27 protein-coding genes and 1 other annotated feature are annotated in these 24,736 nt (G+C 52.8%); of the genes, 15 read left to right on the top strand and 12 right to left on the bottom strand.

Features of this window, described 5'->3' with window-relative positions; translation table 11 throughout:
* Positions 1-21: 21 nt before the first annotated feature.
* The 5 genes from AC13H5_RS11855 to AC13H5_RS11835 are packed head-to-tail and all read right to left on the bottom strand — an operon-like array spanning position 22 to position 3,967.
* A complete protein-coding gene (locus AC13H5_RS11855) occupies positions 22-717 on the bottom strand; it encodes a ChbG/HpnK family deacetylase (RefSeq protein WP_483545820.1) in 696 nt (231 codons plus the stop codon).
* Entirely contained in the window at positions 710-1,006 is a 297-nt protein-coding gene (locus AC13H5_RS11850) for a PTS sugar transporter subunit IIB (RefSeq protein ID WP_483545819.1), read from the bottom strand. The genes AC13H5_RS11855 and AC13H5_RS11850 overlap by 8 nt, the downstream gene beginning before the upstream one ends.
* Positions 1,003-1,335 (bottom strand): PTS lactose/cellobiose transporter subunit IIA, encoded by a 333-nt coding sequence (locus tag AC13H5_RS11845; protein WP_353048629.1) that lies wholly within the window; start codon positions 1,333-1,335, stop codon positions 1,003-1,005. Before AC13H5_RS11845 ends, AC13H5_RS11850 begins: the two co-directional genes overlap by 4 nt.
* A complete protein-coding gene (gene celB / locus AC13H5_RS11840; protein WP_483545818.1) occupies positions 1,332-2,651 on the bottom strand; it encodes a PTS cellobiose transporter subunit IIC in 1,320 nt (439 codons plus the stop codon). The genes AC13H5_RS11845 and celB overlap by 4 nt, the downstream gene beginning before the upstream one ends.
* Complete coding sequence (locus AC13H5_RS11835) at positions 2,648-3,967, bottom strand: 6-phospho-beta-glucosidase (RefSeq protein ID WP_483545817.1); 1,320 nt, start codon at positions 3,965-3,967, stop codon at positions 2,648-2,650. Before AC13H5_RS11835 ends, celB begins: the two co-directional genes overlap by 4 nt.
* Before the next feature lie 175 nt (positions 3,968-4,142).
* Between AC13H5_RS11835 and AC13H5_RS11830 the strand changes: the two genes are divergently transcribed.
* The 5 genes from AC13H5_RS11830 (at position 4,143) to AC13H5_RS11810 (ending at position 7,108) form a co-directional block, all read left to right on the top strand.
* Positions 4,143-4,859, top strand: coding sequence for a GntR family transcriptional regulator (locus AC13H5_RS11830; protein WP_214796856.1), 717 nt, complete (start codon positions 4,143-4,145; stop codon positions 4,857-4,859).
* A 133-nt stretch (positions 4,860-4,992) separates the two neighbouring features.
* Positions 4,993-5,211: a DUF6440 family protein gene (locus AC13H5_RS11825; protein WP_214796857.1), complete on the top strand. Its 219-nt coding sequence runs from the start codon at positions 4,993-4,995 to the stop codon at positions 5,209-5,211.
* A gap of 63 nt (positions 5,212-5,274) precedes the next feature.
* Positions 5,275-5,979: an ABC transporter ATP-binding protein gene (locus AC13H5_RS11820; protein WP_483545816.1), complete on the top strand. Its 705-nt coding sequence runs from the start codon at positions 5,275-5,277 to the stop codon at positions 5,977-5,979.
* Positions 5,976-6,749 (top strand): ABC transporter permease, encoded by a 774-nt coding sequence (locus AC13H5_RS11815; protein ID WP_034778899.1) that lies wholly within the window; start codon positions 5,976-5,978, stop codon positions 6,747-6,749. Before AC13H5_RS11820 ends, AC13H5_RS11815 begins: the two co-directional genes overlap by 4 nt.
* The gene (locus AC13H5_RS11810) at positions 6,746-7,108 is read left to right on the top strand and encodes a VOC family protein (RefSeq protein WP_483545815.1); all 363 of its coding nucleotides are present in this window, start codon (positions 6,746-6,748) and stop codon (positions 7,106-7,108) included. The genes AC13H5_RS11815 and AC13H5_RS11810 overlap by 4 nt, the downstream gene beginning before the upstream one ends.
* A gap of 36 nt (positions 7,109-7,144) precedes the next feature.
* Here AC13H5_RS11810 and AC13H5_RS11805 read toward each other — a convergent pair whose 3' ends face one another.
* From AC13H5_RS11805 to AC13H5_RS11785, 5 genes are all read right to left on the bottom strand, one after another.
* Positions 7,145-7,654 carry a hypothetical protein gene (locus AC13H5_RS11805; protein WP_152567753.1) on the bottom strand — a complete coding sequence of 170 codons (510 nt, stop codon included), beginning with the start codon at positions 7,652-7,654 and terminating at the stop codon, positions 7,145-7,147.
* A 136-nt stretch (positions 7,655-7,790) separates the two neighbouring features.
* Complete coding sequence (locus AC13H5_RS11800) at positions 7,791-8,138, bottom strand: nuclear transport factor 2 family protein (RefSeq protein ID WP_214754104.1); 348 nt, start codon at positions 8,136-8,138, stop codon at positions 7,791-7,793.
* A complete protein-coding gene (locus AC13H5_RS11795) occupies positions 8,128-8,469 on the bottom strand; it encodes a DMT family transporter (RefSeq protein WP_214796860.1) in 342 nt (113 codons plus the stop codon). Before AC13H5_RS11795 ends, AC13H5_RS11800 begins: the two co-directional genes overlap by 11 nt.
* An 11-nt stretch (positions 8,470-8,480) precedes the next feature.
* Positions 8,481-8,789: a DMT family transporter gene (locus tag AC13H5_RS11790; RefSeq protein ID WP_034778888.1), complete on the bottom strand. Its 309-nt coding sequence runs from the start codon at positions 8,787-8,789 to the stop codon at positions 8,481-8,483.
* A gap of 188 nt (positions 8,790-8,977) precedes the next feature.
* Positions 8,978-11,029 (bottom strand): acyltransferase family protein, encoded by a 2,052-nt coding sequence (locus AC13H5_RS11785; RefSeq protein WP_483545814.1) that lies wholly within the window; start codon positions 11,027-11,029, stop codon positions 8,978-8,980.
* A 145-nt stretch (positions 11,030-11,174) separates the two neighbouring features.
* Between AC13H5_RS11785 and AC13H5_RS11780 the strand changes: the two genes are divergently transcribed.
* The 7 genes from AC13H5_RS11780 (at position 11,175) to AC13H5_RS11750 (ending at position 16,884) form a co-directional block, all read left to right on the top strand.
* Positions 11,175-11,747 carry a zinc dependent phospholipase C family protein gene (locus AC13H5_RS11780; protein ID WP_483545813.1) on the top strand — a complete coding sequence of 191 codons (573 nt, stop codon included), beginning with the start codon at positions 11,175-11,177 and terminating at the stop codon, positions 11,745-11,747.
* Positions 11,744-12,034: a hypothetical protein gene (locus AC13H5_RS11775; protein ID WP_483545812.1), complete on the top strand. Its 291-nt coding sequence runs from the start codon at positions 11,744-11,746 to the stop codon at positions 12,032-12,034. The genes AC13H5_RS11780 and AC13H5_RS11775 overlap by 4 nt, the downstream gene beginning before the upstream one ends.
* Positions 12,035-12,326: 292 nt before the next feature.
* Positions 12,327-13,328 carry a siderophore ABC transporter substrate-binding protein gene (locus AC13H5_RS11770; protein ID WP_483545811.1) on the top strand — a complete coding sequence of 334 codons (1,002 nt, stop codon included), beginning with the start codon at positions 12,327-12,329 and terminating at the stop codon, positions 13,326-13,328.
* A gap of 24 nt (positions 13,329-13,352) precedes the next feature.
* On the top strand, positions 13,353-14,345 hold the full coding sequence (locus AC13H5_RS11765) for an ABC transporter permease (RefSeq protein ID WP_251128268.1): 993 nt from the start codon (positions 13,353-13,355) through the stop codon (positions 14,343-14,345).
* A complete protein-coding gene (locus AC13H5_RS11760) occupies positions 14,342-15,418 on the top strand; it encodes an iron chelate uptake ABC transporter family permease subunit (RefSeq protein WP_034778878.1) in 1,077 nt (358 codons plus the stop codon). The genes AC13H5_RS11765 and AC13H5_RS11760 overlap by 4 nt, the downstream gene beginning before the upstream one ends.
* Positions 15,415-16,167: an iron ABC transporter ATP-binding protein gene (locus AC13H5_RS11755; protein ID WP_214754096.1), complete on the top strand. Its 753-nt coding sequence runs from the start codon at positions 15,415-15,417 to the stop codon at positions 16,165-16,167. The genes AC13H5_RS11760 and AC13H5_RS11755 overlap by 4 nt, the downstream gene beginning before the upstream one ends.
* Positions 16,168-16,185: 18 nt before the next feature.
* Complete coding sequence (locus AC13H5_RS11750) at positions 16,186-16,884, top strand: ferredoxin--NADP reductase (RefSeq protein WP_034778874.1); 699 nt, start codon at positions 16,186-16,188, stop codon at positions 16,882-16,884.
* 3 nt (positions 16,885-16,887) lie between these two features.
* Here AC13H5_RS11750 and AC13H5_RS11745 read toward each other — a convergent pair whose 3' ends face one another.
* Positions 16,888-17,466, bottom strand: coding sequence for an anthranilate synthase component II (locus AC13H5_RS11745; RefSeq protein WP_483545810.1), 579 nt, complete (start codon positions 17,464-17,466; stop codon positions 16,888-16,890).
* Complete coding sequence (gene trpE, locus AC13H5_RS11740; RefSeq protein WP_483545809.1) at positions 17,463-18,794, bottom strand: anthranilate synthase component I; 1,332 nt, start codon at positions 18,792-18,794, stop codon at positions 17,463-17,465. The genes AC13H5_RS11745 and trpE overlap by 4 nt, the downstream gene beginning before the upstream one ends.
* Positions 18,795-18,848: 54 nt before the next feature.
* Positions 18,849-19,070, bottom strand: a binding site (T-box leader).
* A gap of 535 nt (positions 19,071-19,605) precedes the next feature.
* On the opposite strand from trpE, the gene AC13H5_RS11735 reads away from it, so the two are divergent.
* From AC13H5_RS11735 to AC13H5_RS11725, 3 genes are all read left to right on the top strand, one after another.
* Complete coding sequence (locus AC13H5_RS11735; protein ID WP_034778866.1) at positions 19,606-19,980, top strand: nuclear transport factor 2 family protein; 375 nt, start codon at positions 19,606-19,608, stop codon at positions 19,978-19,980.
* A gap of 153 nt (positions 19,981-20,133) precedes the next feature.
* Positions 20,134-21,459: an Ig-like domain-containing protein gene (locus AC13H5_RS11730; RefSeq protein ID WP_483545808.1), complete on the top strand. Its 1,326-nt coding sequence runs from the start codon at positions 20,134-20,136 to the stop codon at positions 21,457-21,459.
* Between the two features lie 760 nt (positions 21,460-22,219).
* The gene (locus tag AC13H5_RS11725; RefSeq protein WP_483545807.1) at positions 22,220-24,658 is read left to right on the top strand and encodes an Ig-like domain-containing domain; all 2,439 of its coding nucleotides are present in this window, start codon (positions 22,220-22,222) and stop codon (positions 24,656-24,658) included.
* Positions 24,659-24,736 lie beyond the last annotated feature (78 nt).

The following is a 24,736-nucleotide window of genomic DNA, read 5'->3' as shown; positions in this document are numbered from 1 at the left end:
CCGTGAAGGAGCTCGTTTTTGTTATGCCCACCACTCGGGGCGTTGATACGATGTGAGCAGGTCTTTCTCGATGAGACGTTCTGCGAGGTACGAGGTGACACCTCGTAACGTGTCGTCCATGTCGGCCGGGTGGACCATCACCTCGATCGAGTCGCCTGGTCGAAGCGCGTCGAGCGTCTCATGTGTCACACCGTCACCGTAGAATTGGTCGCTGAACCGTTCGGTCACCCACAAATCCCGGCGTGCATCGAGTGTCGTTAAGGCCCGAAACGTCGTGCCATATTCTTCGGCGAGACGGACGATGACGTCTTGAAGCGCCGGCCAGCCGTGGACGTGGTGATGACTGTCGAGATGATGGAGCGGAAGCCCTGTCGCACGAAACGCTTCGATTTGTGCTTTCCATTCGAGGTAGACGAGTTCCGGGTCCGGCGCCGCTTCCGTCAGAAAACGGTTCGTGTAGCGGAACGTCCCGTCTTCTTTCGTGAGCGGTTGACTCGTCTCGGCAATCGGCCGGCCCCACGTCAAGGCGAGATGCACCCCGACGTGAAGACTCGGATATTGCTTCGCGAGCAACACGCCCTCTTCGACGGCGTGACCGTTCATGATCATCGTCGCCGAGTTGACGATACCGTGGACGTGGCTGTCGATGATGCCACGATTCACCCCGGTCGTCAGCCCGAAGTCATCGGCGTTGATTAAGACGAACGTCTTATGCATTTTGAACGAGACCGAGCGCTTGGTCGAGCACTTGATCGCCTTTCATGAGACCGTACGCCATGTTATCGATGACGGCGACCGGTACCGACACCGACGACTTAATTTTGCTTTCAAGATAGCGGACTTGCGGTCCGATCAAGATGACGTCGACGTTCGTTTGTTCTTTGAGACGTGACTCAGGAATCGCATCGATGGTCGCTTCTAACCCGCGGGCTGCGGCCTCAGTACGCATTTTTTCAACTAGGATTGATGTCGACATGCCTGCCGAGCAGACGAGTAAGATGTTCATTTCGTTTCCTCCAATCGATTGAGTCGAGTGATCATGTCGATCATCTCGATGGCGAGTTCTTTGACGGTCATCGCCGTCATGAGGTGGTCTTGGGCGTGGACGAGCAGAACACTCATCTCACTTGATGCGCCGCGAGCTTCTTCTTGCAACAGCTCGGTCTGCATCTTGTGTGCTTCGAGAAATGCTTCGTCCGCTTCCTTCATTTTTGCTTCGGCCGTATCGACCTCACCGCGCTTGGCGGCAGCGATCGCCTCGAACGCCGACGAACGGGCGTTGCCGGCGTGCAAGATGATCATGAATGATAGTTGTTGCATCGTTTCAGTTTTCACGAAATTTTCTCTCCTTCGTTGGTAGCAGATTGGTTCTTATTGATTTCGGCCGTCATCGCCTTGGCTCCTGCCATGACGAACGGGATGTACATCGCCGTCGCAATCGTCAAGTTGACGAGTTGGAGCAAGACGCCGCGGACGCTACCGCCGGTGACGAGGTAACCGCTGATGATCGGTGGTGTCGTCCATGGCACGATGGCAACCGTTTTCGGTACCATACCAGTCGTCAAGGCGACGTACGATACAATCGTGAGCGTGACCGGGACCAAGATGAACGGGATTAACATGACCGGGTTCAACACGATTGGAAGACCGAAGATGACCGGTTCGTTAATGTTGAACAGTCCAGCCGGGGCCGACAGTTTCGCGACTTGATGGTATGGGTGATTGCGCTGCTTGCGGACGACGATGAAGATGGCGAGCAGAAGTGCGAACGTCGTACCCGATCCGCCCATGAAGACGAACGTATCGAGGAACGGCTTCGTGACCGTGAACGGGACGTCATATGCCGACGCACCTGCTTGGAACGCGGCCAAGTTTTGTTCGATGAGCGGCAGATAGATCGGTTCGATGACCGAGCCGATGATGTTCGTGCCGTGCAACCCGAAGAACCAAAGGATATGGTTCAAGAACGCGATGACGAGACCGGCCGCGAGCGAATCGCCGAACCCTTGGAGCGGTTGTTGGATGACTTTGAAGATGACTTCGAAAATGCTGAGCTCGATTTGGAGCGTCATGAACAACTGCACCGCAGCGACGAGCGTCAAGATGAGCATCGATGGGATGAGCGCTTGGAACGAACGCGTGACCCCGCCCGGTACTCCATCCGGCATCTTGATTGTCAATTTCGTGTTGATGAGGTAACGGAATAGCTCGGTGACGACGATGGAGACGATGATGGCGACGAACAACCCTTGCGCGCCGAGCCAAGCGAAGTTGAGTCCCCAGTCCTCGGTGACCGGGACGAGCATGATATACGACGCGACCGAGAGAATCCCGGCAGCGAGTCCGTCGACCCCATACGACCGGGCCAAGTTATAGCCGATCGAGAAGGCGACTAACAGCCCTAATATGGCGAACGAGGCCGTCCAAATGTTGCCGCCGAGCCCTTGCCAATTTCCTTCACCGAACGCACCGTTCATCATACCGACGAAGTCGAGCGAGAGGCCACCTAAGTTGATGGCTGGGAAGTTGTTGATGAGGACAGCGAGCGAGCCGACGATGATGAGCGGCATGACCGATACGAAGCCGTCGCGGATGGCGACCAAGTGACGCTGGGAGCCGATGCGCCCAGCGATTTCGATAAATTTGTTCACGAATAAACCTCCTTCTTGAATTGTGGTAAGTACGCTTCATGTGCATCGAACAGCTCACGGAGGAGCGGATCGATTTTTTTCTCATCTTGGATGAGCGGGTTCATCAAGCAGGCGAGATAGGCATCGTGATACGAGCCCGAGATTGCCGCTTGAATCGCGAGTTGTTCAAATGTCTTCAAATTGGTGATGAGTCCTTTGATCGGGAGCGGAAGCGAACCGATTGCGATCGGACGCGGTCCCGACTTCGTGATGACGGCGTTCACTTCGATGACGGCGTCGTCCGGTAAATCGCGGATCGTGCCTCGGTTCAGCGTATTCACCGTCTGGATATCGCCGCGGTCGTTGTAAATTGAGTCCATCAAGTTGCAGGCGGCGTCCGAATAATAGGCGCCTCCGCGTTGTTCGAGCTCCTCGGGCTTCACGTCGAGCTCGATGTCCTTGTACTTCTCGAACAGTTGCGCCTCGACTTGTTGCACGACCTCGGCCCGCGTCCCGTTCTGTTCGTAGGCGGCGAGATCTTTCTCGAGCACATCTTTCGTCTGGAAGTAGTACTGGTGGTACGGGTTCGGCAACATGCGGAGTGACTTCAAGAACGATTCGCTCCAACCGAGCCCAACGATGTTCGCCGGCGAGTAATCGGTGCCGTCGTTCAAGGCGGCGAGCACGTCATCGGTACGGTCAATGCCATCGACCCAGACGTGGCGGCCGAAGACGAAGTGGTTGAGTCCGATGAATTCGATGCCGACGCGCTCGACCGGTGTCTGTAAAATCTCGGCGACCGAGTTGCGCATGTTGAACGGGATGTTGCAGACGCCGATGACCTTGTTGTGGGCCGAATGCTTCAACACGGCCTCGGTGACGATACCGGCTGGGTTCGTGAAGTTGACGAGCCAAGCGTCCGGGCAAATCTCGGCCATCTCGTTGGCGAGTTCGATCAAGACCGGAATCGTACGGAACGCCTTGAACAAGCCGCCGGCACCGTTCGTCTCTTGGCCGATGAAACCGTGCTTGAGCGGGATGCGCTCATCTAACGCACGTGCCGCGAGACCACCGACCCGAATCTGTGTCGAGACGAAGTCCGCCCCGTGCAGGGCCTCTTTTCGATCGAGTGTCCAACTGAGCGAGATGTCCGCTCCTGCCTTTTGAATCATCCGTTCGGCGAGACGGCCGACGATGTCTAATTTGTCTCTCCCTTCCTCGATGTCGACGAGGACGATCTCCCGGACCGGGAACGTCGCTTGCCGCTGAATGAATCCTTCAATGATTTCGGGGGTATAACTTGAACCTCCACCGATGATGACAACCTTGACTGCCATAGTGACAACTCCTCCTTTTGTGAAAGCGATTTCTTTTTGTTGTAACAAATATAACAAATGATACAACTTGCCGCAATATAAAAAGTACAAATAATACAAATTGTTTTTTGTATTTGCATTTGTATGTTTCCTGTATCAGAATAAAGGAAAGAAGGACGACAGAAGGGGTGACAGCATGTCGCAATCGACGCTTCAAACCGCAATTAAAGAAGAACTACTATCCCGCATCAAGAGCGGCCATTATACAGAAGGGGAGAAATTCCCGACCGAATATGCCTTGTGTGAGGAGTTCGACGTCAGTCGGACGACCGTACGCGGTGCGCTCAACCAATTGACGACGGAAGGATATCTCGTCCGCCAACAAGGGCGCGGCACGTTCGTCGCCGGCAAGAAGGTACGTCAGACGTTATCGCACACGCCGAACAACTACGCGGCCCAGCTCGCCGTCCAAGGCAAGCGCGGGCAAGTTTCGCTCATCGACTTGTCCGTCGTCTCGGCGACGAAACAACTCGCAGACGTGTTCACCGTCGACGAACAGGCGCCGATTCAAAAAATTGAGCGGATCCGTCATGCCGACGGGGAGCCGACGCAGTACGAGGTATCGTTCATCCCGTGGCAGATCGCACCGGGCATCACGAAAGACCAGGCCGAGCATTCGCTCTTCCAGACGCTGTCGCAAGTCCATGACGTCCATGTCGCCAAAACGACGGAGTCGCTCGAAATCGCGCTAGCCGATGAGAAAGTGAGTGGGTTGCTCGACTGTCCGCTCGGCACACCGTGTTTCTATATCGAGACGGTGACCGAGGACGCCTCGGGACGTACGATCGAATATTCACGGTCCTACTTCAGAGGGGATAAGACGAGCTTCGTCATCGAGCGGAGCTACTCATGAAAAAACACGCCGAGAAGGGCGTGTTTTTTTGTAGGGATTAAAGGGGGTTCACATCCGACAGTCATGGATGCGTCTCATTCATTGAAACCGAGGGATATGTTGCGTAAAGTTGAAAGTAGAAAGGCGGGATACAATGTTATTCAAAAAGAAAACAGCAGAAGAAGCGGCGGGAACGAAACGGTTTCACGTCAAGTTGACGGAACAACTGCCGGAACTCGGTCAAATCACCATCCTTGTCGACACGGCCACCGGCGTGAACTATATCCAGACGTGGGTCGGGACCGGTGGCGGCATCACCCCGCTACTCGACGCGAATGGTGATGTTGTGGTCGAGGAAGGGTATAGACTGTGAGTTCAGAAAACTTATACATGTATTTTTGAGACAGACAGCATGACATGATGGGAGGCGACGCCGATGCATATTATTGAATTCAAGAACGTGAGTCATGGAGACATTTTACATAATGTGACGGGATATTTCCGGCAAGGACGCATCACGACGTTCGTCGGTCCGAGCGGTGCCGGCAAGACGACGTGCCTGAAGCACATCAACGGCCTGTTATCACCGGACGCCGGTGCGATTTATTTCAAAGGGGAGAACATCGATTCGATTGACGTCATCGAACTGCGCCAACGAATCGGCATGGCGTTCCAAAGCGCGCCGATGATTGACGGGACGGTGTACGACAACATGAACCTGCCCAAAGCCATCTTCGGCGAGACGCTCGAACGGGAACGGGCGGCGGACCTGTTGCAGAAAGTCGACTTGGGCGGCATCTCGCTCGATCAACCGATCAAGACGTTGTCGGGCGGGGAACGCAGTCGCGTCGCCATCGCCCGGACGCTCGTCAACAAACCGGACGTGCTGTTATTGGATGAGATCACGGCGAGCCTCGACTATCGGACCGTGAAAGAAATCGAGCGATTGATTGTCAGGCTGCAAAAAGACTTCGGGGTCACCGTCGTCTGGATTACGCACGACCTCGATCAAGCCCGTCGTGTCAGTGATGACATGTGGTTCTTGCGAAACGGGGAACTGATTGAGTTCGGCGACGCGACGTTCATCGACGAGTCGGACAACCCGATGATCGGTCGTTTCGTGAGGGGGGAAGAACTATGACGTTCATCGAACTGATGACCTCGTTGGTTTTCGTCGCCATCCCGCTCGGTTTGGCGCTGTTCTTAAAACTCGGACTCGAACGCGACATCTTGATTGCGACGGTGCGGTCGATTGTTCAGTTGCTCATCATCGGCTATATTTTGACGTTCGTCTTCGAGAGCGACAGCCCGGTGTTCATGTTGCTCATGATCCTGCTCATGATCGGGGCGGCGACGCAGAACATCATCAAGAAAGGGGACGGCATCCCCGGCATCACATGGATGATTCTGCTCACGCTCGTCACGGTCGAGACGTTGACGATGGGTCTCATGCTCGGGCTCGGCATCATCCCGTTCGAGCCGGAGAAAGTCATCCCAATCAGCGGCATGGTCATCGGGAATTGTATGGTGTTGTCGCTCCTGTTCTTGAACAAGTTCAAAGACGAGGTCGAGCGGAGCGATGAAGTGATTGAACTCATCTTGTCGTTCGGTGGCACACCGAAAGCGGCGATCGAGCGCAGTTTGAAGAGTGCCATCCGCACGAGCATGATTCCGACCGTCGAGGCGCAGAAGACGATGGGGCTCGTCCAACTCCCGGGTATGATGAGCGGTCTCATTATCGGTGGGGCCGACCCGATGGAGGCGGTGCTCTATCAATTACTCATCTTGTTCCTCATCTTGACGACCGCATCCATCTCGGCGGTCATGGTCGGTTATCTCGCGTATCCCCGCCTGTTCAACCAAAAACTTCAGTTCGTCGGCTTGACGTATCGAAAGGGGAAAACGACATGATTCAAGGCATCCATCACGTGCAAATCACGATCCCGAAAGGCGAGGAAGTCCGTGCCCGTGCGTTTTATTGTGGCGTGCTCGGTCTTCAAGAAATCGAGAAACCGGCGTCGCTTCAAGGACGGGGCGGTTTTTGGCTCGAGGTCGGCGACCAAAGCGTCCACGTCGGCACCGAGGACGGGTTTGACCGGCTGTCGACAAAAGGACATGTCGCCTATGCCGTGACCGATTTAGCGGAATGGGGACAGAAACTTGAGGCGGAAGGCATCGAGCGGCTCACGGGCATCCCGATTCCCGGATTCGACCGGTTCGAGTTCCGCGACCCGTTCGGCAATCGAGTCGAGATGATTCAAGCCATCTAAACGGAGAGTGCCCACAGTGGGTGCTCTTTTTTTCGTTCAAGAGATGCCGAACAGTTCGATGACAGCTTTCCAATTGGAGGGATAGGCGTTGCTGCCACTATGCTGGTGCAACAGTTTGCCGTGACGGTTCACGGTGAAGTTCCATTGCGTCCCGTCCATCGTGAAGCATCCTTTCTCTTCGAACACTTCAGGCCAGCGATGGGAGACGAGCGACACGAATCGCTCATGGACGCGGAAGGCATCTGTTTCGTTGTACCAACCGGAACGGGGGATCGCCGTGCTCAAGTCGAACTCTTCGCGCCAGATGATTTCCCGTTTGACCGCGCCATCTTCAAAAAACGTGAAGGTGGACTCGTTATGGACGCCGAAGCCGCCGACCGTGAACGTGACGGTGACGGTCGGTCGTTTTTTACGGATGGCATCGAGCGGGATGGTCGGCTCGAACGTCAATTTCGCTTCACGCGACGCTTTGAGGGCCAGCTGTTCTTCTACGGAACGCCTCGGACGAACGGAGTGAAACCATTGCTTTTTTGTGTGTTGACTCATGTTCATCTTCCTTTCACCTCATCGGATGGCTTGATTATAAGCAAAATGAACATGAGAGGTATGTACAAAAATGAACCAGGTATGATGAAAGGGAGTGTCGATTGGGACACTCCCTTTTGAGGTGACGTATTTAGTGTCAAGAAGGCGGAACGATTGTCCCTTGATGGAAACGCATCTTCCACTGGCCATCGACGTTCACCCAAATCGAACTGCGCAAGGCGATGCGTCCAGTGGAGTGGTCTTCGGTCCGATACGTGGCCAGGACGACGTCGTCTTGAACGCTATCCAGTGAGAAGTCGGATAAGGTGATGTGAATCTCGCCGAGGTCCATCGTGGCGGCAGATGCCGTCCGATATAACATGCGCCCCGAACTGCCGATTTCAAAAAAATCATCCGTGAGTAGACGGTGCAAGTGCTCAGGCGATGTGCGTACTTCGGTCGTCAGCAATGCCCGTTCCTGTTGTTCGATCAAGTCAGCCAGCATGTGGTTGCTCCTCCCGTTTTCCAAAATTCATGACGATGACGCCGAGCACGATGACGATCAGGCCGATGCTGTTCAACGTCGATAGCACTTCCCCGTACACGAACACCCCGATCAGCCCGGTCGCGACCGTGCCGAGTCCGGCCCAGACGCTATAGGCAATGCTGAGTGGGATGCTCTTCAAGACGATGCCCATCAACGTGAACGAGATGGCGAAGCTGATTAAGAGAACGAGACTCGGGAACAGATTGGTGAATCCGTCCGACAGCTTCAACATCGACGTCCCGAGCACTTCGAACGCAATCGATAACAGTAAGATTCCATAGGATTTCATGATTTCCCTCCTCATAGTTTCATCAAGACGAGCCCGACGATGACAAGCCCGATGCCGACAACGGTCTGAACTCGGACTTGTTCCTTGAAGACAAGAAAACCGATCAGCGCCGTCGCGGCCGTGCCGACCCCGCTCCAAAACGCATAAGCGAAACTGAGCGGGATGGAAAGGAGGGCGAGCGACAACAAGTAAAATGCCGTCACGTAACCGAAGGCGACACCGAGAACGGGCAGGCGGCTCGTTGTCGTCGCGTTCAGCTTCAGCATGCTCGAACCGAACAGTTCAGAGACGATGGCACCGACGAGATAGACGAAGCCCATATCAACGCATTCCTTTCATTGGAGCGTCGCCTAGATTGCGAATCATACGGATGGTGGTCCGGAATAAGGAATTAATTCTTAGCATGTGCTTCCTCCTCGTTCTATTGAAAATCAATAAAGTCATTGTAGTCGAGATTTGAACGTGAACACAAACAACGCGCCCCTCTTCGTAGAGGAGCGCGCGCATGTCAGTCGGTTTGCGTTGCAGGTTGTTTTAATTGTTGGAGCAAAGCCATCAAATCTTCACGAACGAATGGGGCAAGCGTCTCATTGAACGACTTGGTCATATGGTTACTGTCGACATAACCGACGACGTTACCGACGACCGGGCGGCATACGTCTTCTTCACAGATGTAATCCGAGTAGTCGTAATAGTAGACGTTGGACGGCTTGTCGGCCAGCTGATCCCAGTCACTGACAGCCGGTAACGTCTTCTCGCGGTCAACGCTACATTCATCGGCGTTACGGCCGAACTCGGCGAGACAGGCCGGGACTCGATTGTCGAAAAACGGCGTGTCCCGAATCGCAAAGATTGGAATATCGAGCGCTTCGAGTTGTTTGAATCGTTCGACGTAACCTTCCGGCACACCGATGTTCTCCTGATGTCCGATATCGGCCATCGTGATGACAAGGTCGACGTCCGCCTCGACGATAGCATCAACGATTTTCGTGTTCCATTCGTTACATTCCGGGTAGTTACCGATGATGCCCGTGCTGAAGCGGCAAGCGCTCTTCGTCATATTGACGAGGTGAATCCGTTCGTCTTTGATAAACGTATTGAGCGCCGGATGCCAGTGGCTCGAGTGCGAACCGCCGACGAGGGCGACTTTATAGAGTGGGTCTTCCGTCTCACCGTAATCGCACGTCAACACGTTTGTCTCCGGTACGGGAGCGTGACAGCCGTCCCAGAACGGTTCTGAGCGATCGTTGACAATGTCCGCATCAAATGGGATGTACGGGAGTTCTGGTGTGTTTGCGAACGTATCCGTGAAGACGAGGCCACCCGGATAGTCCGGTGACGTGGCGAGCGAGAGCTGTTCACTCTGTTCGGCCTCGATTTTGGCCTGCCAAGCGACGTTCATCACGAGGACGGGCAACATGAACGCGATGAGCGTCCCGACGACTTTCGGATGATAGTTCGTCTTCGTCTTGAGCGTCCGGACCGGGCGCTCGATGATGGACGTCGTCACGTAGGACAACGCAAGCGAAATCAATATGATACCGACCCCGTCCGCAAGCGAGACGTCGGTCGCCCCTTTCCAGACGTAATAGAACGTCAGGAGCGGCCAATGCCATAAATAGAAGCCGTACGACAGGCTGCCGAGCTTCGCGAGCGGTTTCGAGCCGAGCAAGCGCTCGACACCGTACGCACTCCCGTTTTCACCTGCGACTAAAATCATGACCGCGGCGAACGTCGGCAAGAGGGCGACGTAACCCGGGAAGACGCCACCGACGTCCAAGAGGAGACCCGTCGAAACGAGTGTGGCCAGCCCGAGCCAACCGACAATCGTCGAGGCGAGCGGAGCGAGTCGGATTTTCGAGATGACCAAGAACAGGATACCGCCGAGTGAGAACTCCCAGACGCGAGCGAACGTGTCAAAGTAGGCCCATGGTTGATTATGACCGGTCATCCAAACCGAATACGCGAACGATGGGATGAACACGGTGATGAAGATGGCTAGTAGCTTGGGTCGAATGTCTTCTGTTTTGCTACGCTTCACCCAAAAGATGGCGAGGGTGATCAAGAAGAACCAGATCACGTAAAACTGGGCTTGAATCGACATCGCCCAAAAGTGTTGGACCGGACTCTTGTCATTTCCTGCATCCAAGTAGTCAACGGCACTGAAGGCGAGCTCCCAGTTTTGAAAATAGAGGGCCGAGGCGAACAGTTCTTGAATCGTCTGTCCCCAACGCACGCTCGGTAAGAAAAAGTAACTAGCGATGGTGACGGCGGCCAAGACGAAGAACGCCGCCGGAAACAGCCGTTTGAACAAACCAAATAAGTAATCAAAGAAGTTGACGCTCCCAAGACGACGATAACGTGACAAGAGGGAGGCCGTGATGAGGAAGCCGGAGACGACAAAGAAGACGTCGACCCCACCAGACACTCGTCCGAGCCAAATGTGATAAATCGCGACGAGAAGCGCCGCGACAGCACGAAGCCCCTCGATTTCAGGCCGAAACTTCTTCGGGCCTTTGCCCGCAGTGTCAGCAGCGACAGGTGTAGTGGTATGTGACATTGAAAAACTCCTTATCCCTATATCAAAATACGACGTGGTTATTTTGCACTATTTCCCATAGTACCATAATGGATAGAAGTGGCAACTGATTTTTAGAGCCGAATCGGTTTTGGATGATTGATTGAAAAAAGAGGGAGGGGCACGAATGGGTTCTCATCTGATGCATCTCGTCATTGCGAACGAAGTATGGCCATATTTAGAGGGTATCGATCAAACGACATTTCTGTTAGGGAATCTTGCACCCGATGCGTCAACGGCGAAGGAAATCACACATTATTATGCGGGGCGACATGAGGATTTGACACGTCGGCTCGACATCGAACAGTACTGGGTGGACAGTGCGAACGAGAATCCATCGTTCCGGCTCGGTTATTATTGCCACCTCGTCGCGGACGAGATTTGGCTACAAGGTTTCTACAAGGGATGGCTCAAGCAAGTCATCACGAATGACCCGGAAAAGCAGGCGATGTATTATGCCGATTTTGATGCGTATAATGCACGCCTGGCTCAACGACTAGGTGTCTTCGATTTCACTTCGTTGAAAAATCATGCGACGAATGAACTACGTGAACTCGTCGTGAAAGTCGAGCGGGATGCGGAGGCAACAGAGGAAGGGACGTATACGATGTTTTTGCCACACCAGCTCGATGGTTACGTCGAGACGTGCATCCTTCGTTGCCGACAGATGGTCCAACAGAAGAGTGAGGTGATTACATGATTCGACGCCACTATGCGCCGCTCTACGTAACGTTTGGACTTTCGATTCTGACAATCGTGGCGCTGTTCACCTTGAACGCTCGTTTTTTTCCGAATTTGGACTTGATGACGGCTATCTGGGTGTACATCGCTTTAGATATCGTCTTGATCGCCACATTGATTTGGGGCCTATTCTCGAAAGAGAAGATGGTACGCGTGTTCAGCCTCGTTGGGAATCTTGGGTTAATCGTGCCGCTATCGATTTGGATTTTTCTGTTGTTGCTTGCTAATGGGATTTCGGAGGCGTAATCGGACAAATGAGAATGAATCAATGAACTCTATTACCCAGAAAGTGGACGGACGGTCCGCTTTCTTTTTTTGTTTGCGTTAGATAGAAAGAATAATATTTCCATTTCCAATTTGAAAATTTGGCATTGCACAACCTTTTTTTGTTTGTTATGCTTCTCAATGAAAACGACAATGATAATCATTATCAGTGAGGAAGCATCAGTATTCCTTACATAGAGCAGAAACGTGGACTAGTCGCGGACTCACTGAGAAGGTCGTCATTCAAAAACAGATACATAGGGAGATGGAAAGAATGGGGAAATGGAAAGCAGCAGTTATGCTCACATCACTCGTCTTCACGCTAGCCGCATGCGGTAGCACGGACGAGACAAAAGACGCAGGAAGCGCGGAAGCGGAGACAGCACCGAAGACAGTTGAAATCACGGACGCACATGGAACGATCGATGTGCCGGTCAACCCGGAGAAGGTCGTCGCGCTCGATAACCGAACGTTCGAGACGCTCTCAGATTGGGAAATCGACTTGGTCGCCGCACCAATCGGATTAATTCCAGCGGACTTGCCTTATAAAAACGACAAAGACATCGTTGACGTCGGGATGCACAATGAACCGAACTTAGAAGCGATTGCCGGTGTGGATCCGGATGTCGTCATCGTCGGTCAACGATTCGCCGACTACTACGACGACATTAAAAAGTTGGTTCCGGAAGCGGCCGTTATCGATTTGGACATCGAGCTCCCAGAAGATGCGGGCACGCCAGGTGAAATCTTGGTCGAAGGCTTTGAGACAACGACGCGCTCACTCGGACAAATCTTTGAAAAAGAAACGGAAGCAGATGAGCTCATCGCCAGCTTCGAAGCGTCGATTGACAGTGTGAAAGAGGCGTACGACAGTGAAGACACGGTCATGTCAGTCATCGTCTCAGGCGGAAATATCGGCTTCTCGGCACCGAACACAGGACGTGTCTTCGGACCGATGTATGACATCTTTGACTGGACACCAGCCCTCGAAGTAGCGAAAACGACAGGGGACCATCAAGGGGATGAGGTCTCGGTCGAAGCGATTGCCGAGAGTGACCCGGACTGGTTGTTCGTCCTCGACCGTGATGCGGCCATTTCAAGCATGGAAGACGCAGTGCCTGCAGCGGACGTGATCGATAACGCACCGGCGCTCCAAAATACGAAAGCCGTGACAGACGAAAAAATCGTGTATGCGCCGAACGATACGTACATCAACGAGTCGATTCAAACTTATTCTGAACTATTCAACGATATCGCAGCCGCGCTTTCGAAATAAGGGAGTCACGTTGTGCAAAAACCAATGACAGCAAGGGTTGAGACATTGTCTCAGCCCTCCTTTTCTAACATATGGACGAAGTCCTTTATCGTAGCAATGCTCGTGGTGTTCATATTGGCGGGCCTTTCGCTCGTGACCGGCGTCTATGACATTCGTCAAGAAGGCGGATCGGACATGTTTTGGATCACCCGCGTTCCGCGCACGGTCGCCATCATGTTGACCGGTGCCGCCATGGCGATGTCGGGGCTCGTCATGCAACTGATCACACAGAACCGTCTCGTCGAACCGACGACGACAGGTACACTCGAATGGGCGGGGCTCGGCCTGCTCGCTGTGTATCTGCTCGTCCCGGCTCCGACGCTCATGATGCGGATGACGGGGGCAATCGTCTTTTCATTCATCGGAACGATGGTCTTCTTCTGGTTTCTGCGTTCGGTCAAACTCCGCTCGTCGTTGATTGTCCCGATTATCGGACTCATGCTCGGGGCGGTCGTCTCGGCCGTGTCGACGTTTCTCGGTCTATTCTTTCAAGCCAGCCAGACAATCGAAGGTTGGTTCGTCGGGTCGTTCGCATCAGTTCAGGTCGGACGGTATGAATACTTGTGGCTCATCATCCTCGTCACGTTCTTCATCTTCATCCTCGCGAATCGGTTGACGCTCGCTGGTCTCGGCGAGGACATCGCGACGAGCTTAGGCGTCAATTACAATCGTCTCATCTTGATTGCGACGGGATTGATCGCGCTCGCGGTCGGGGTCGTGGCGACGGTCATCGGTAATCTGCCGTTTCTCGGGCTGATCGTCCCGAACATCGTCTCGATGTTTCGCGGGGACGACCTCCGCAGCAACTTGCCGTGGGTATGCGTCATCGGGATGGGAACGGTCCTCGTCAGCGATTTGATTTCGCGGACGATCATCATGCCGTTCGAATTGCCGGTATCGCTCATTCTCGGCACGGTCGGGTCAATCGTATTTATCGTAATTCTCTTGAGACAACGGAAGACGGGAGGGGTACGATGAGCACACTTATTGAAAATAAGACGAAGCATCGGGAAGCATACGATGTTGATGGTCGGTCCGTGCATACAGACGATCGGTGTGCGACGGCGTTCCGTTCGAAACGAGAACAGCGCCGCTATTGGTTGTTCCTGGCCTTCTTTATCGTCGGGGGACTGCTCTGTGCGTTCGGGTTACTCGTCTACAACAATCCGGTCCCGTTCGACTCACCGTCGTTCGTCCCGGTCGTCGAGCGTCGGGTCGTCGCTGTCATCACGATGGCGATCGCCGCGCTCTGTCAAAGCTTGGCGACGGTCGCGTTTCATTCGGTGACGAACAACCGCATCATCACACCATCCTTGCTCGGGTTCGACGCGCTCTACTCGACGATTCAGACGAGTATGATCTTCTTCTTCGGTGCAGGGGCATTAATCGGTTTTTCGGGAACCGGTGCCTTTTTGACCCAAGTTGGCCTCATGGTGCTCATGAGTCTGCTCTTGTACGGCTGGCTCTTGTCCGGGAAATACGGCAACCTGCAACTGATGCTTCTCGTCGGGATTATCATCGGGACGGGATTGAATTCGGTGTCCTCGTTCATGCGACGCATGCTCGCCCCATCCGAGTTCGACGTCCTGCAGGCCCGTCTGTTCGGATCGGTCATGCATGCCGATGCCGCCTACTTCCCGATCGTCATTCCGATTGTGATTGTCGTCGGGACGTTGTTGTATAGTTTCTCGAATCGCTTGAATGTCGTCGCACTCGGGAAAGACGTGGCGACATCGTTCGGGGTGAACCATCGCCGGAGCGTCATCTTTACGCTCGTCTTGATCTCGCTTCTCATGTCGGTATCGACGGCGCTGATTGGACCGTTGACGTTCTTTGGATTCTTGGTGGCGACGCTCAGCTATCAAGTGGCAGCGACGTACGATCATAAATACGTGTTTCCGATGGCGTTCGCGCTTGGATTCTTCGTGTTGACGAGCGCGTATTTCTTTATGTATCACATTCTCAATACACCGAGTGTCGTGTCCGTCATCATCGAACTGTTCGGCGGCATCATTTTCTTGGCAGTCATTTTAAGGAGAAAATCGCTATGATTCAATTGGAACAAGTACAAAAATCGTATTCGGATGATGTCCAAATCGGACCAATCAATCTTGACATCCCTAAGGCCGGGTTCACGTCGTTGATCGGACCGAACGGGGCTGGGAAATCGACGACGCTCATGATGATCGGCCGTTTGCTCGATTTAGACGCGGGTCAAATCCAAGTCGCCGGGATGGACGTGTCGAGCACGAAATCGAAAGATTTGGCGAAAATCGTCACGATTTTACGGCAAGAGAATCATTTCGTGACGCGTCTCACCGTCCGTCAGCTCGCGGGTTTTGGACGTTTCCCGTACTCAAAAGGGCGGTTGACGCAAGAGGATGAACGGATCATCTCGAAATATATCGACTTCCTCGACTTGACGTCGCTCGAGCATCGCTATCTCGATGAATTGTCGGGCGGACAGCGCCAACGGGCGTACGTCGCGATGGTGCTCTGTCAGGAGACGGAATACGTGCTCCTCGACGAGCCGCTCAACAACCTCGATATCGCTCGCTCGGTCCAGATGATGGAATACTTGCGGCACGTCGCCGACGAGTTTGGACGGACGATTGTCACGGTGCTCCATGACATCAACTTCGCGGCGAAATATTCGGACCGCATCTGTGCGATGAAAGACGGGAACATCGCCGCCTTTGGTACGGTCGAAGAGATTATGGACGCCGACATCCTATCTGACATTTTTGAGACGAAACTGGAGATCATTCAAGGACCGTATGGACCGATCGCGGTCTATTAATAGAAGGAGGGGATCAGCATGCAGATTTATTGGACACCAATTCAACAAGTCGTGCAGGAAGCGCGAGATACATACACGTTCAAACTGGAACTGCCCGAGGGCTTCACGTGGGAAGAAGGGGCGCACACACACTTCGCGCTCGAGGGATTTAACAAGGAAGATCGACCGAACCGGACGTTGATTCGGCACATGTCGATCTCGACGTTGCCGCATGAAGGCGCGATCGGTATCACGACTCGGGTCAAACCGGAATGTTCGACGTTTAAATCAATCTTGCGTGACATGAACATCGGGGACAAGGTCGCCATCTTCAAGACGCATTCGAACGTGCCATTGAAGCGGGAAGGGAAGAACGTCTATCTGTTATCGTGCGGGGTCGGCATTGCGACGTTCCGCCCGCTCGTACTCGCGTATTTGGCGAACGGGGAAGGTGTGCCGCACCTCCACTCGTTGAACGTCGACTCGTCGAAAGAATATTTGTTTAACGATGTGTTCGCGTCAACGAATGGTTTCACGGCCGAGTTCGTCGACAATCGTCCGGACTATTACCAGCTGGTCGAGACGCTCGCCGCAGACAAAGACGGACTGTTTTACCTTGTCGGCAGCGATGACTTCTTGCATGAGACGATTGCCAAATTGCGTCAAAATGGCGTGACGCCGGACCAAATCATGCTCGACAAACATGACTTCCAAATGGAAGATTTCTTGAAGGCCTGACGCTCAGACCGAGGACGCGTTCCTCGGTCTTTTTGCATGGCACAAGTCGACGAAGCGCTTGAACACGTCACGTCCGTTTGGCGTTCCAATCGATTCGGGATGGAACTGGACACCATATGTCAGGTGCTCGGGATGTTCGAGCGCCATGATGACCTCGTCATGCGTGCGAGCGGTCACGACGAGGTCCGTCTCCAAGACGACGAGCGAATGATAGCGCATGACCTCGCTCGGGTTCCCGTCGAACAAGACGCTCGGGGTCGTCTCAATCATAGACGTCTTCCCATGTATGACCTGTTCAGCCCGTCCGACCGTACCGCCGAACGCCTCAGCGATGACTTGATGTCCGAGACAGACGCCAAGAATGGGGATGGTGCCGGAAAGAGAGCGGACGACGTCGAGCGAGACACCGGCATCCAGTGGGCCACCTGGACCCGGAGAGATGATGATGCCAGCCGGATTGAGGTCGCGGATCGCGTCGATTGTCAGTTCATCATTACGGATGACCGTCACGTCGCTGAACCGGGCGACATCTTGATACACGTTGTACGTGAACGAGTCGTAGTTATCGATGAGTAGAATCATGCGAACACCTCCAAAAGGGATTTGGCTTTATGCAACGTCTCTTCATATTCTGACACCGGGTCCGAGTCGTAGACGATACCGGCGCCCGCTTGTACGTAGGCCGTATCTCCTTGAACGACCATCGTCCGGATGGCGAGAGCGAAATCATAGCCGCCCCGGACGTCGAGATACCCGACGGCCCCGGCATATACTTCGCGTTTCACCGTCTCCAATTCGTCAATCAGCTGCATCGCTCGAATCTTTGGGGCGCCCGAGACGGTACCGGCCGGGAGACAGGCCCGCAGCGCGTCAAGCGGATTCAAGTCGTCGCGCAGTTCACCTTCGACCTCGGAGACGAGATGCATGACGTTTTTGAAGCGCTCGATTTCCATCTGTTTCGGAATCGTGACCGAGCCGACTTTGGCGACCCGGCCGATGTCGTTGCGACCGAGGTCGAGGAGCATCCGGTGCTCGGCGAGTTCTTTCTCGTCTTGAATCAGATCAGCGGCGTGACGGACATCCTCTTCGACCGTTTTGCCACGGGGGCGGGTGCCGGCGATCGGGTTCGTCGAGACACGATTGCCCTCGACGCGGACGAGACTTTCCGGGGACGCCCCGAGGATGATCGCCTCGCCGAGATCGATATAGAACAAATACGGGCTCGGGTTTTGTTTCCGAAGCGTCCGGTAAAAGTGGAACGGATCGCCGGTGAACGTCGCGTCGATGCGTTGGGACAAGACAAGTTGGAACACCTCTCCGGCGAGGATGGCTTCTTTCGCCTGCAAGACGCGTTCGACGAACTCCTCTTTGCCGGTCAACACGCGTTCACTCGTGCGGACGACGGGGGCAAGTTCGTGTGTCTTCGCTGTCTCGAGGGCTCGTTTGACGTGGTCTAGCCGATTTGTAGCATCATCATTTCCAGTGTCGATCACGATGACCTGCTCTTCGACATGATCATAGAGAACGACCGTCTCATATCGTTGGAACAAGGCGTCCGGCAAACCACGCGTCTCGCTCGGGGTATTCGGGATCGGTTCATAGACGCGCTGCATGTCATAGCCGATATAGCCGACGGCACCGCCGATGAACGGATAGGGGGCGTCCGGTGTGTCCCGCGCAACCAGTTCCGACAACAAGGCGAGCGGATCTTCCGTGTGCATCGTGCCGGATGCGTCGGTCACTTCGTTGCCGTTGGCGCGAATCGTCTCGACTGGGTTCGAAGCGATGATCGAGTAGCGGCCGTGCTTGCCTTCGGCGCGACTCTCGAGCAACACTTTCCGTTTACCTTCTAAGCGGTGGAAGATTGCCACCGGTGTCAGTTCGTCGCCGTTGATGATGAGTTGTTTCATATGATCTCCTCCTTGAAATAAAAAAAGTCCCCCGCCCGACATGTCTAAAAAGACATGAAGGACGGGGGACCCGTGGTGCCACCTTCGTTTGGGGAGCTCCCCCACTCATCGCGAACCATCATTCGCTATCCTCGGTAACGGGAGGACCCGTCAGAGCCTACGTATCGGTCTGAACGCTCAAAAGCCCATTCACGTGCAACACGTCACCGGTTCACATCGACCACCGGCTTTCTGGAGACGTATCTTCACGCTACTCTTCTTTCTCATCGCGAGTTCGTATGAATGTTATCGTTACTTTAACGGGCTGAAGTCAGAATGTCAATATCGAAACTGTCAGAATGATTAGGGCTCAGGAATGTTTTTCTATCTGGCGCTCGGTCTTCCGTTTACTGAGAAACGTATAGGCGATGAGAAACGTGGGAATCGGGAAAAGCCAATTCCAAGACGATGGAGAAGTGAGCGTCCCGTAGTACACGAGGCCCATCGTCATTTCAATTGCGAGATTGAGCACCAACGTGATGAGCGGGGCGATATAAGCCTTGTCGAATCGTAACGCGATGAGGACACCGGTCCCGATGGTGAGGATAGGGACGATGACGAGTTGTCAGATGAACGGGTCGATCAAATCCATGAGCATCGTCCTTTCTAAATGGGATAAATTGTATATTGATAAGTATACAGGGAATAGGGGATAAGAAACAGAATAGTACCGATGTGGTTACGTACAATCAAACAATTGAGACGACCATTACGAGTGGGACGACTCGAGCATACGAGTATGTTATGATGGACGCGAAAGGTAGGTACATCAATGGAAACAATCAACTTAAAACAACTTTCTGACGAACGGGCCGCGCTTCAAGTCAAGGGCGACCTGGACGCGATGCGCGGCATCATGCACGACGAGTTTCGTTACGTCGACTCGAGCGGACGTCAGTTCGATAAAGAAACATTTTTAGACCAGTTCGTCGACCCAGCGTCGGTCCAGTGGATCACGCAGGAGACCGTCACGTTCGACGAGACGGTAGCAGGCGAGATCGCCCTCGTGCAACTATTGCTTGAAGAGCGTTTCATCCTCGGAACGAACGCCTACGAAGGCCGGTTCTGGGTGCTGCATGTCTATGTGAAAGAGAACGACACGTGGCTTTGGCAAGGCGGCCAGGCGACGATGATTCATGAAGTATGAGAGGGAGGACTGCTTTGGTACATCCAAAGCAGTTTTTTTTATGAAATCATTCACCTGATGTTTAAAAAAACGAACTTTTTCTTAGAGATGTTATTACAATAAAATAGGGAAACCAACCAAAATAATGATAAACCTAGATAATGGAGGAAAGTCATGAATCATTCATCGTATTTAAAGTTGTTCTTAGCCGGTTCGCTCATCGTCTCGCCACTCTTGCCGCTTCAAGCACAAGCAGAAGGCTCGACGACAGAAGAGCCACCGGTCGTCGAGACGGTCGACGTCACGGCGCCACTTGCACCGGTCGTCTCGATACCGCTCCACACGTCGAAATCAATCGTCATCGAAGGTGAGGCCGGTACGACAGCTTTGATTGGCATCAACAGCAAAGTGTATACGCGCGTCGTCACAGAGGCAGGAACGGCTCAATTCAACATGAGCCCGCAGTCGGTCGGAAAAGTCATCTCGGTCAGTTTGCGTGACGCTGCCGGAAACGTCAGCGAGACGACACAAGTCGTCGTCGCGGTCGATCCGGCCGCACGTCCGGCGACGCCGAAAATCGGCACAGTCAACAGCACGGCCCGTCACATCGTCGTGACCGGCACACCGGGTGCAAAATTGACGCTTCAAGTCGGGAACGCGACGTACACGGCACGTTATGACGCGAAAGGCGTCTATCGCCGCACGACAGCGGTCCTTCCAATCGGCACGGTCATCCGGGCGACGACAGTCGACGCGAAGGGGGCGACGAGCCTCACGCGCTCGACGAAAGTCATCAAAGACGGTCGTGCCCCGATGCGTCCACGCGTTACGCAGAGCGTGACGACGACCGCAACGGCAATCACTGGTACGGCCGAAGCGTATGCAACTGTCTATGCGAAGATTGGGACGAAGACGTATAAAGCCCCAGTCATGTCGACCGGGAAGTTTGCCATCAAGATCCCGAAACAAAAACTCGGACAACCGATTGAGTTGTATGTAGTAGACGGAGCCGGCAATAAAGGCGGCGCCCTCAAGCTCGGCGTGCAACATGCGCTATACAACAAGTTCTATCGTTTGCCTGGCCAAATCACGCTTCATAAAGAAGTATTCGATAGCGAAGGGGACGTCCGCTACGCTGAGACGTTTGCGCCTGTCTTCTTCGGGAAGCCATCAAAAGCGAATATGGCGTTTCTCGTCGACATCGAATCAGACGAAGGTTACCTCGATATGGAGACGCTCCGCATCCAAGTCGGCAGCAAGTCATACAAAGTGAACATCGACCCGGAAGAGGTCGAGTACATGGAGTATGAGGATGGTTCGGTTGGGGAGTGGTACATCTTTGAGCCGGATGCGAAACTCATTCAGTTCATCAAAACGAACGTCCGTCCGCAAAACCGGATCATCGTCACGGTGGAAGGCAGCGAAGGTGTCGTCAAATGGCCGCTCTACGCTGGCGAGAAACGCGCCTTCATCGAATCACTCAGCTACGCTGGATATTAAAAAGCAATACTTCAGATCGCCCTTCTCAGGAAGGGCGATTTTTGTGTGTGATCATTTAGCAAAATGACAATACAAGAACCATACTCCGATTTCTCGATAACCATTTACTGGATATTTTCTGTCGTATTGAAGAAAAAACGTCTCACCGGCTATGAATCGTCCATATTCATCTGACCCAAAAGTCCTATTCGAAAAGCGTAATTCGTGTCGGACGAATCAGTAGAAGTTCTGAATTGGTAATGAATTGGTTTATTAAAAAACATTACTCACATAATTGTATGGTAATTAAAGGTAATATAGGTTTATTAAATGTAAAATCCAAAACGATAACTGGAAATTATATTTTAATCATTCATTTCATAAAAATCGAATCCGATGACAGAAGTCTGATCTTGACTAAAAACATTGATAGCGCTTACTTTGTTGATTTTATGCGATTATAATCACACTGGTAATTCTAGATTGGCGTCTTGGATATTCTAAATAAAAATACAAAAATGCATTATCATTTCCCTTTTTCGACAAAAAGTCGCTTGTTTCAATTGGAAACGTTATGTATATTATGGATGTAAGCAATCTGGGACGATGCATAGGCTAAAAGTCAATGTATGGTTTTAGATACCTGTTTTTGTATGACCCAAGTCCTATCGATGCTATACATAACTCATGGCAGTAAGGGTGCCTTGAGGCGTGATCGAGAGGACGAGGGGGAGTCGAAGACGCAGAAATCGCATTTTACCAAAGGGAGGATTTAAACAAGATGGCAAACAAAAAACAATTTGTCACGGCAGCGGCAGCGTTTGCAGTGACAGCGGCAGCGGTCGCACCAGCAATGTCGGCTTCAGCGGCAATGCCTGTCGTCAAGCTCAGCTCGGACTATGTACGTCAAGGGAACTTGGATGCAGCGCTTGACAAGACGTATCACGGATCAGAGATCCACTGGTACAAGTCTTCAGTCAACATGAACAAGCTCGGTGTCTTCCAAACGGCGGTAGGTTTCGTCAAAGGGAAGGGCATCAAAGTTGAGAAGCGCGTTCGCGTTTTGAACTACGCTCAAGAAGTGATCGGACCGAAAGAAATGCTCGTCTTCGAAAAAGGACAAGCCGTCTCAGGTATCCGCTCACAGCCGGTCAAATTTGCAGACCGCGTCTATATGAAGCCGGGTTCATGGTCTGGCATCGACACGTCGCAAGTCGGCGAGTTCACTGCGACGTTCACTTACTCGAACAAAGCGTATGGAACGGTTTCGAAATCGTTCAAGTATAAAGTCGTCGAGTCAGCACCGATGGTATCAAGCGTCGAGTTGCTCAACGCCAAAGAACTTCAAATCAACTTCTCGAAACCGGTTGATGCGAGCACGCTTCTTTATAACGGCATGCTCAAAGATGGAACGGTCGAAATCGATCACATTCCAGATGCACAACGCCTCAAAGGACTTCGCGGCACACTCTCGAAAGACGGCAAAACGCTCGTCGTTCGCGCCGAGAAGACATTCGACGGCCGTTACGCCGTGCTTGCCAGCTCGAAGATCAAAGGTCTTGACGGCAAAGATCTCGTACCGTTCAAAGGAATCTACACGCTCACAGATAACGTGCGCCCAGTCCTTAACGATCCTGAGTACCTTGAAAACAACCGCGTGAAGTTCACGTTCTCTGAGCCGGTCAACGTTGACTCAGAAGAAGCGCTTGAGAAGAAACTTGAGTTGACAGACGCTTCTGGCGCTGGCTACAAAGTTGATGTCGACAAGCTCTCGTGGGACGGTAAGTCGTTCATCCTTGACTTGTCAGACGCTCAGTTTGTCGCAGGCAAAGACTACAAGTTGACACTCGTCGGTCTCCGTGACTTCGCTGGCAACTTCATCACACCAAACCCAGTGACGAAAGTCGTTCAGAAGAAAGTCGTTGACGGTGTAGCACCTGCAGTCGTCGGCATGTCGTCTTCGAAACCGGGCTACCTCACAGTGACATTCTCTGAGGCTGTCTATGTGGATCGTTACAACCATGTTGCGAAAATCACGCTTACAAACGGTGACATCGAAGCTGACCTTGACGACAACGCATGGCTCGACGAGTCAGGCAAAGTCCTCACTGTCCGTGACAGCACGTTCATCGGTCAAATCGACGTGAAAGTTTCTGAGTTCCGCGACCTCGCTGGCAACTACGGCGCAGCGTCAACGAAACTCGTCAACTTCACAAACGATGCGACTGCACCGACCGTGACTGGAGCAGAAGTGAAAGTCATCGACGGGAAGAACCACCTTGTCCTCACGTACTCTGAAGAACTCAAGTATGGGGATTACAGCGACGGTAAGATGGTTGGTTCGTACATCACGCCGAACGGTGTCGAGAAGGACGTAAAAAATGAATGGACTGATGCTTCTTACTACTCGAAAAACCAAATCAAGACGCCGATTTCGGATCTTGAGCTGGGAAGCTACTCAGTCAAACTTCCGGCTGGTCTCGTAAAAGATGTAGTCCTTAACCCGAGCCTTGAACAGTCAATTAAGTTCTCAATCGTCTCGAGCCCAATCGAGAAAGAAAAACCTACTCTTGTTGAATACTATCTCCAAGAGGACGACAACAGTACATTCACGTTGGCGTTTAGCGAGAAGCTTGATCCATCGTCACTCAACTTAAGCAACTTCTTGATCGAAGGCAAAGCGATCGCTGGGAAAGCTGTCTTCACGAATGATAATCGTGACGTCATCAAGTTGACGCTCAATGAAGCATCAATTCCTAACTCTGGTAAGTACGCGTTCACAGTCCAAAATGTCAAGGACGTGGCAGGTAACGTCATGGATACGGTAGTTCTCGATAAGAAATTGGCTGAGAATGATCTTCCTGGATTGACGTCTGCGGTCCTCACTTCAAACAACGTCTCAGGCGACTCCGCGGTCATCACGCTCACATTTGATGAGTCGATCAGCGCTGCTTCAATTGAGGACTACGAGGAAGATTTCAAAATCTTCATCGGCGATATTGATGTGACTACGACGAAAAATGATGATACTAATGCAAAAACTAAAGTCACAGAAGTCATGGGCTCGAAATCGAATCAAATCCAACTCACAATTGATCGTGTCTTGGAGGCGGACGAAACCTCTAAAGTATTCACACTCAAACCGGGTAAACAGTTTGACGTTCGTGACCTTGAGGGCAACAAACACCCATTGTTCACTTCAGTGAACATCAGCAAGTAATCAACACCAACCTTCATTGACCCTCCCTTAGGGTTAAATAGAGCAAAGCCTACGGGCTGCGCCATCTTGAAACCGGTA

Source organism: Exiguobacterium sp. FD-YE-25-4, from assembly GCF_057004685.1.
Note: the sequence above shows the minus strand (reverse complement) of the source record. Positions and strands in the feature narration are given on the sequence as shown.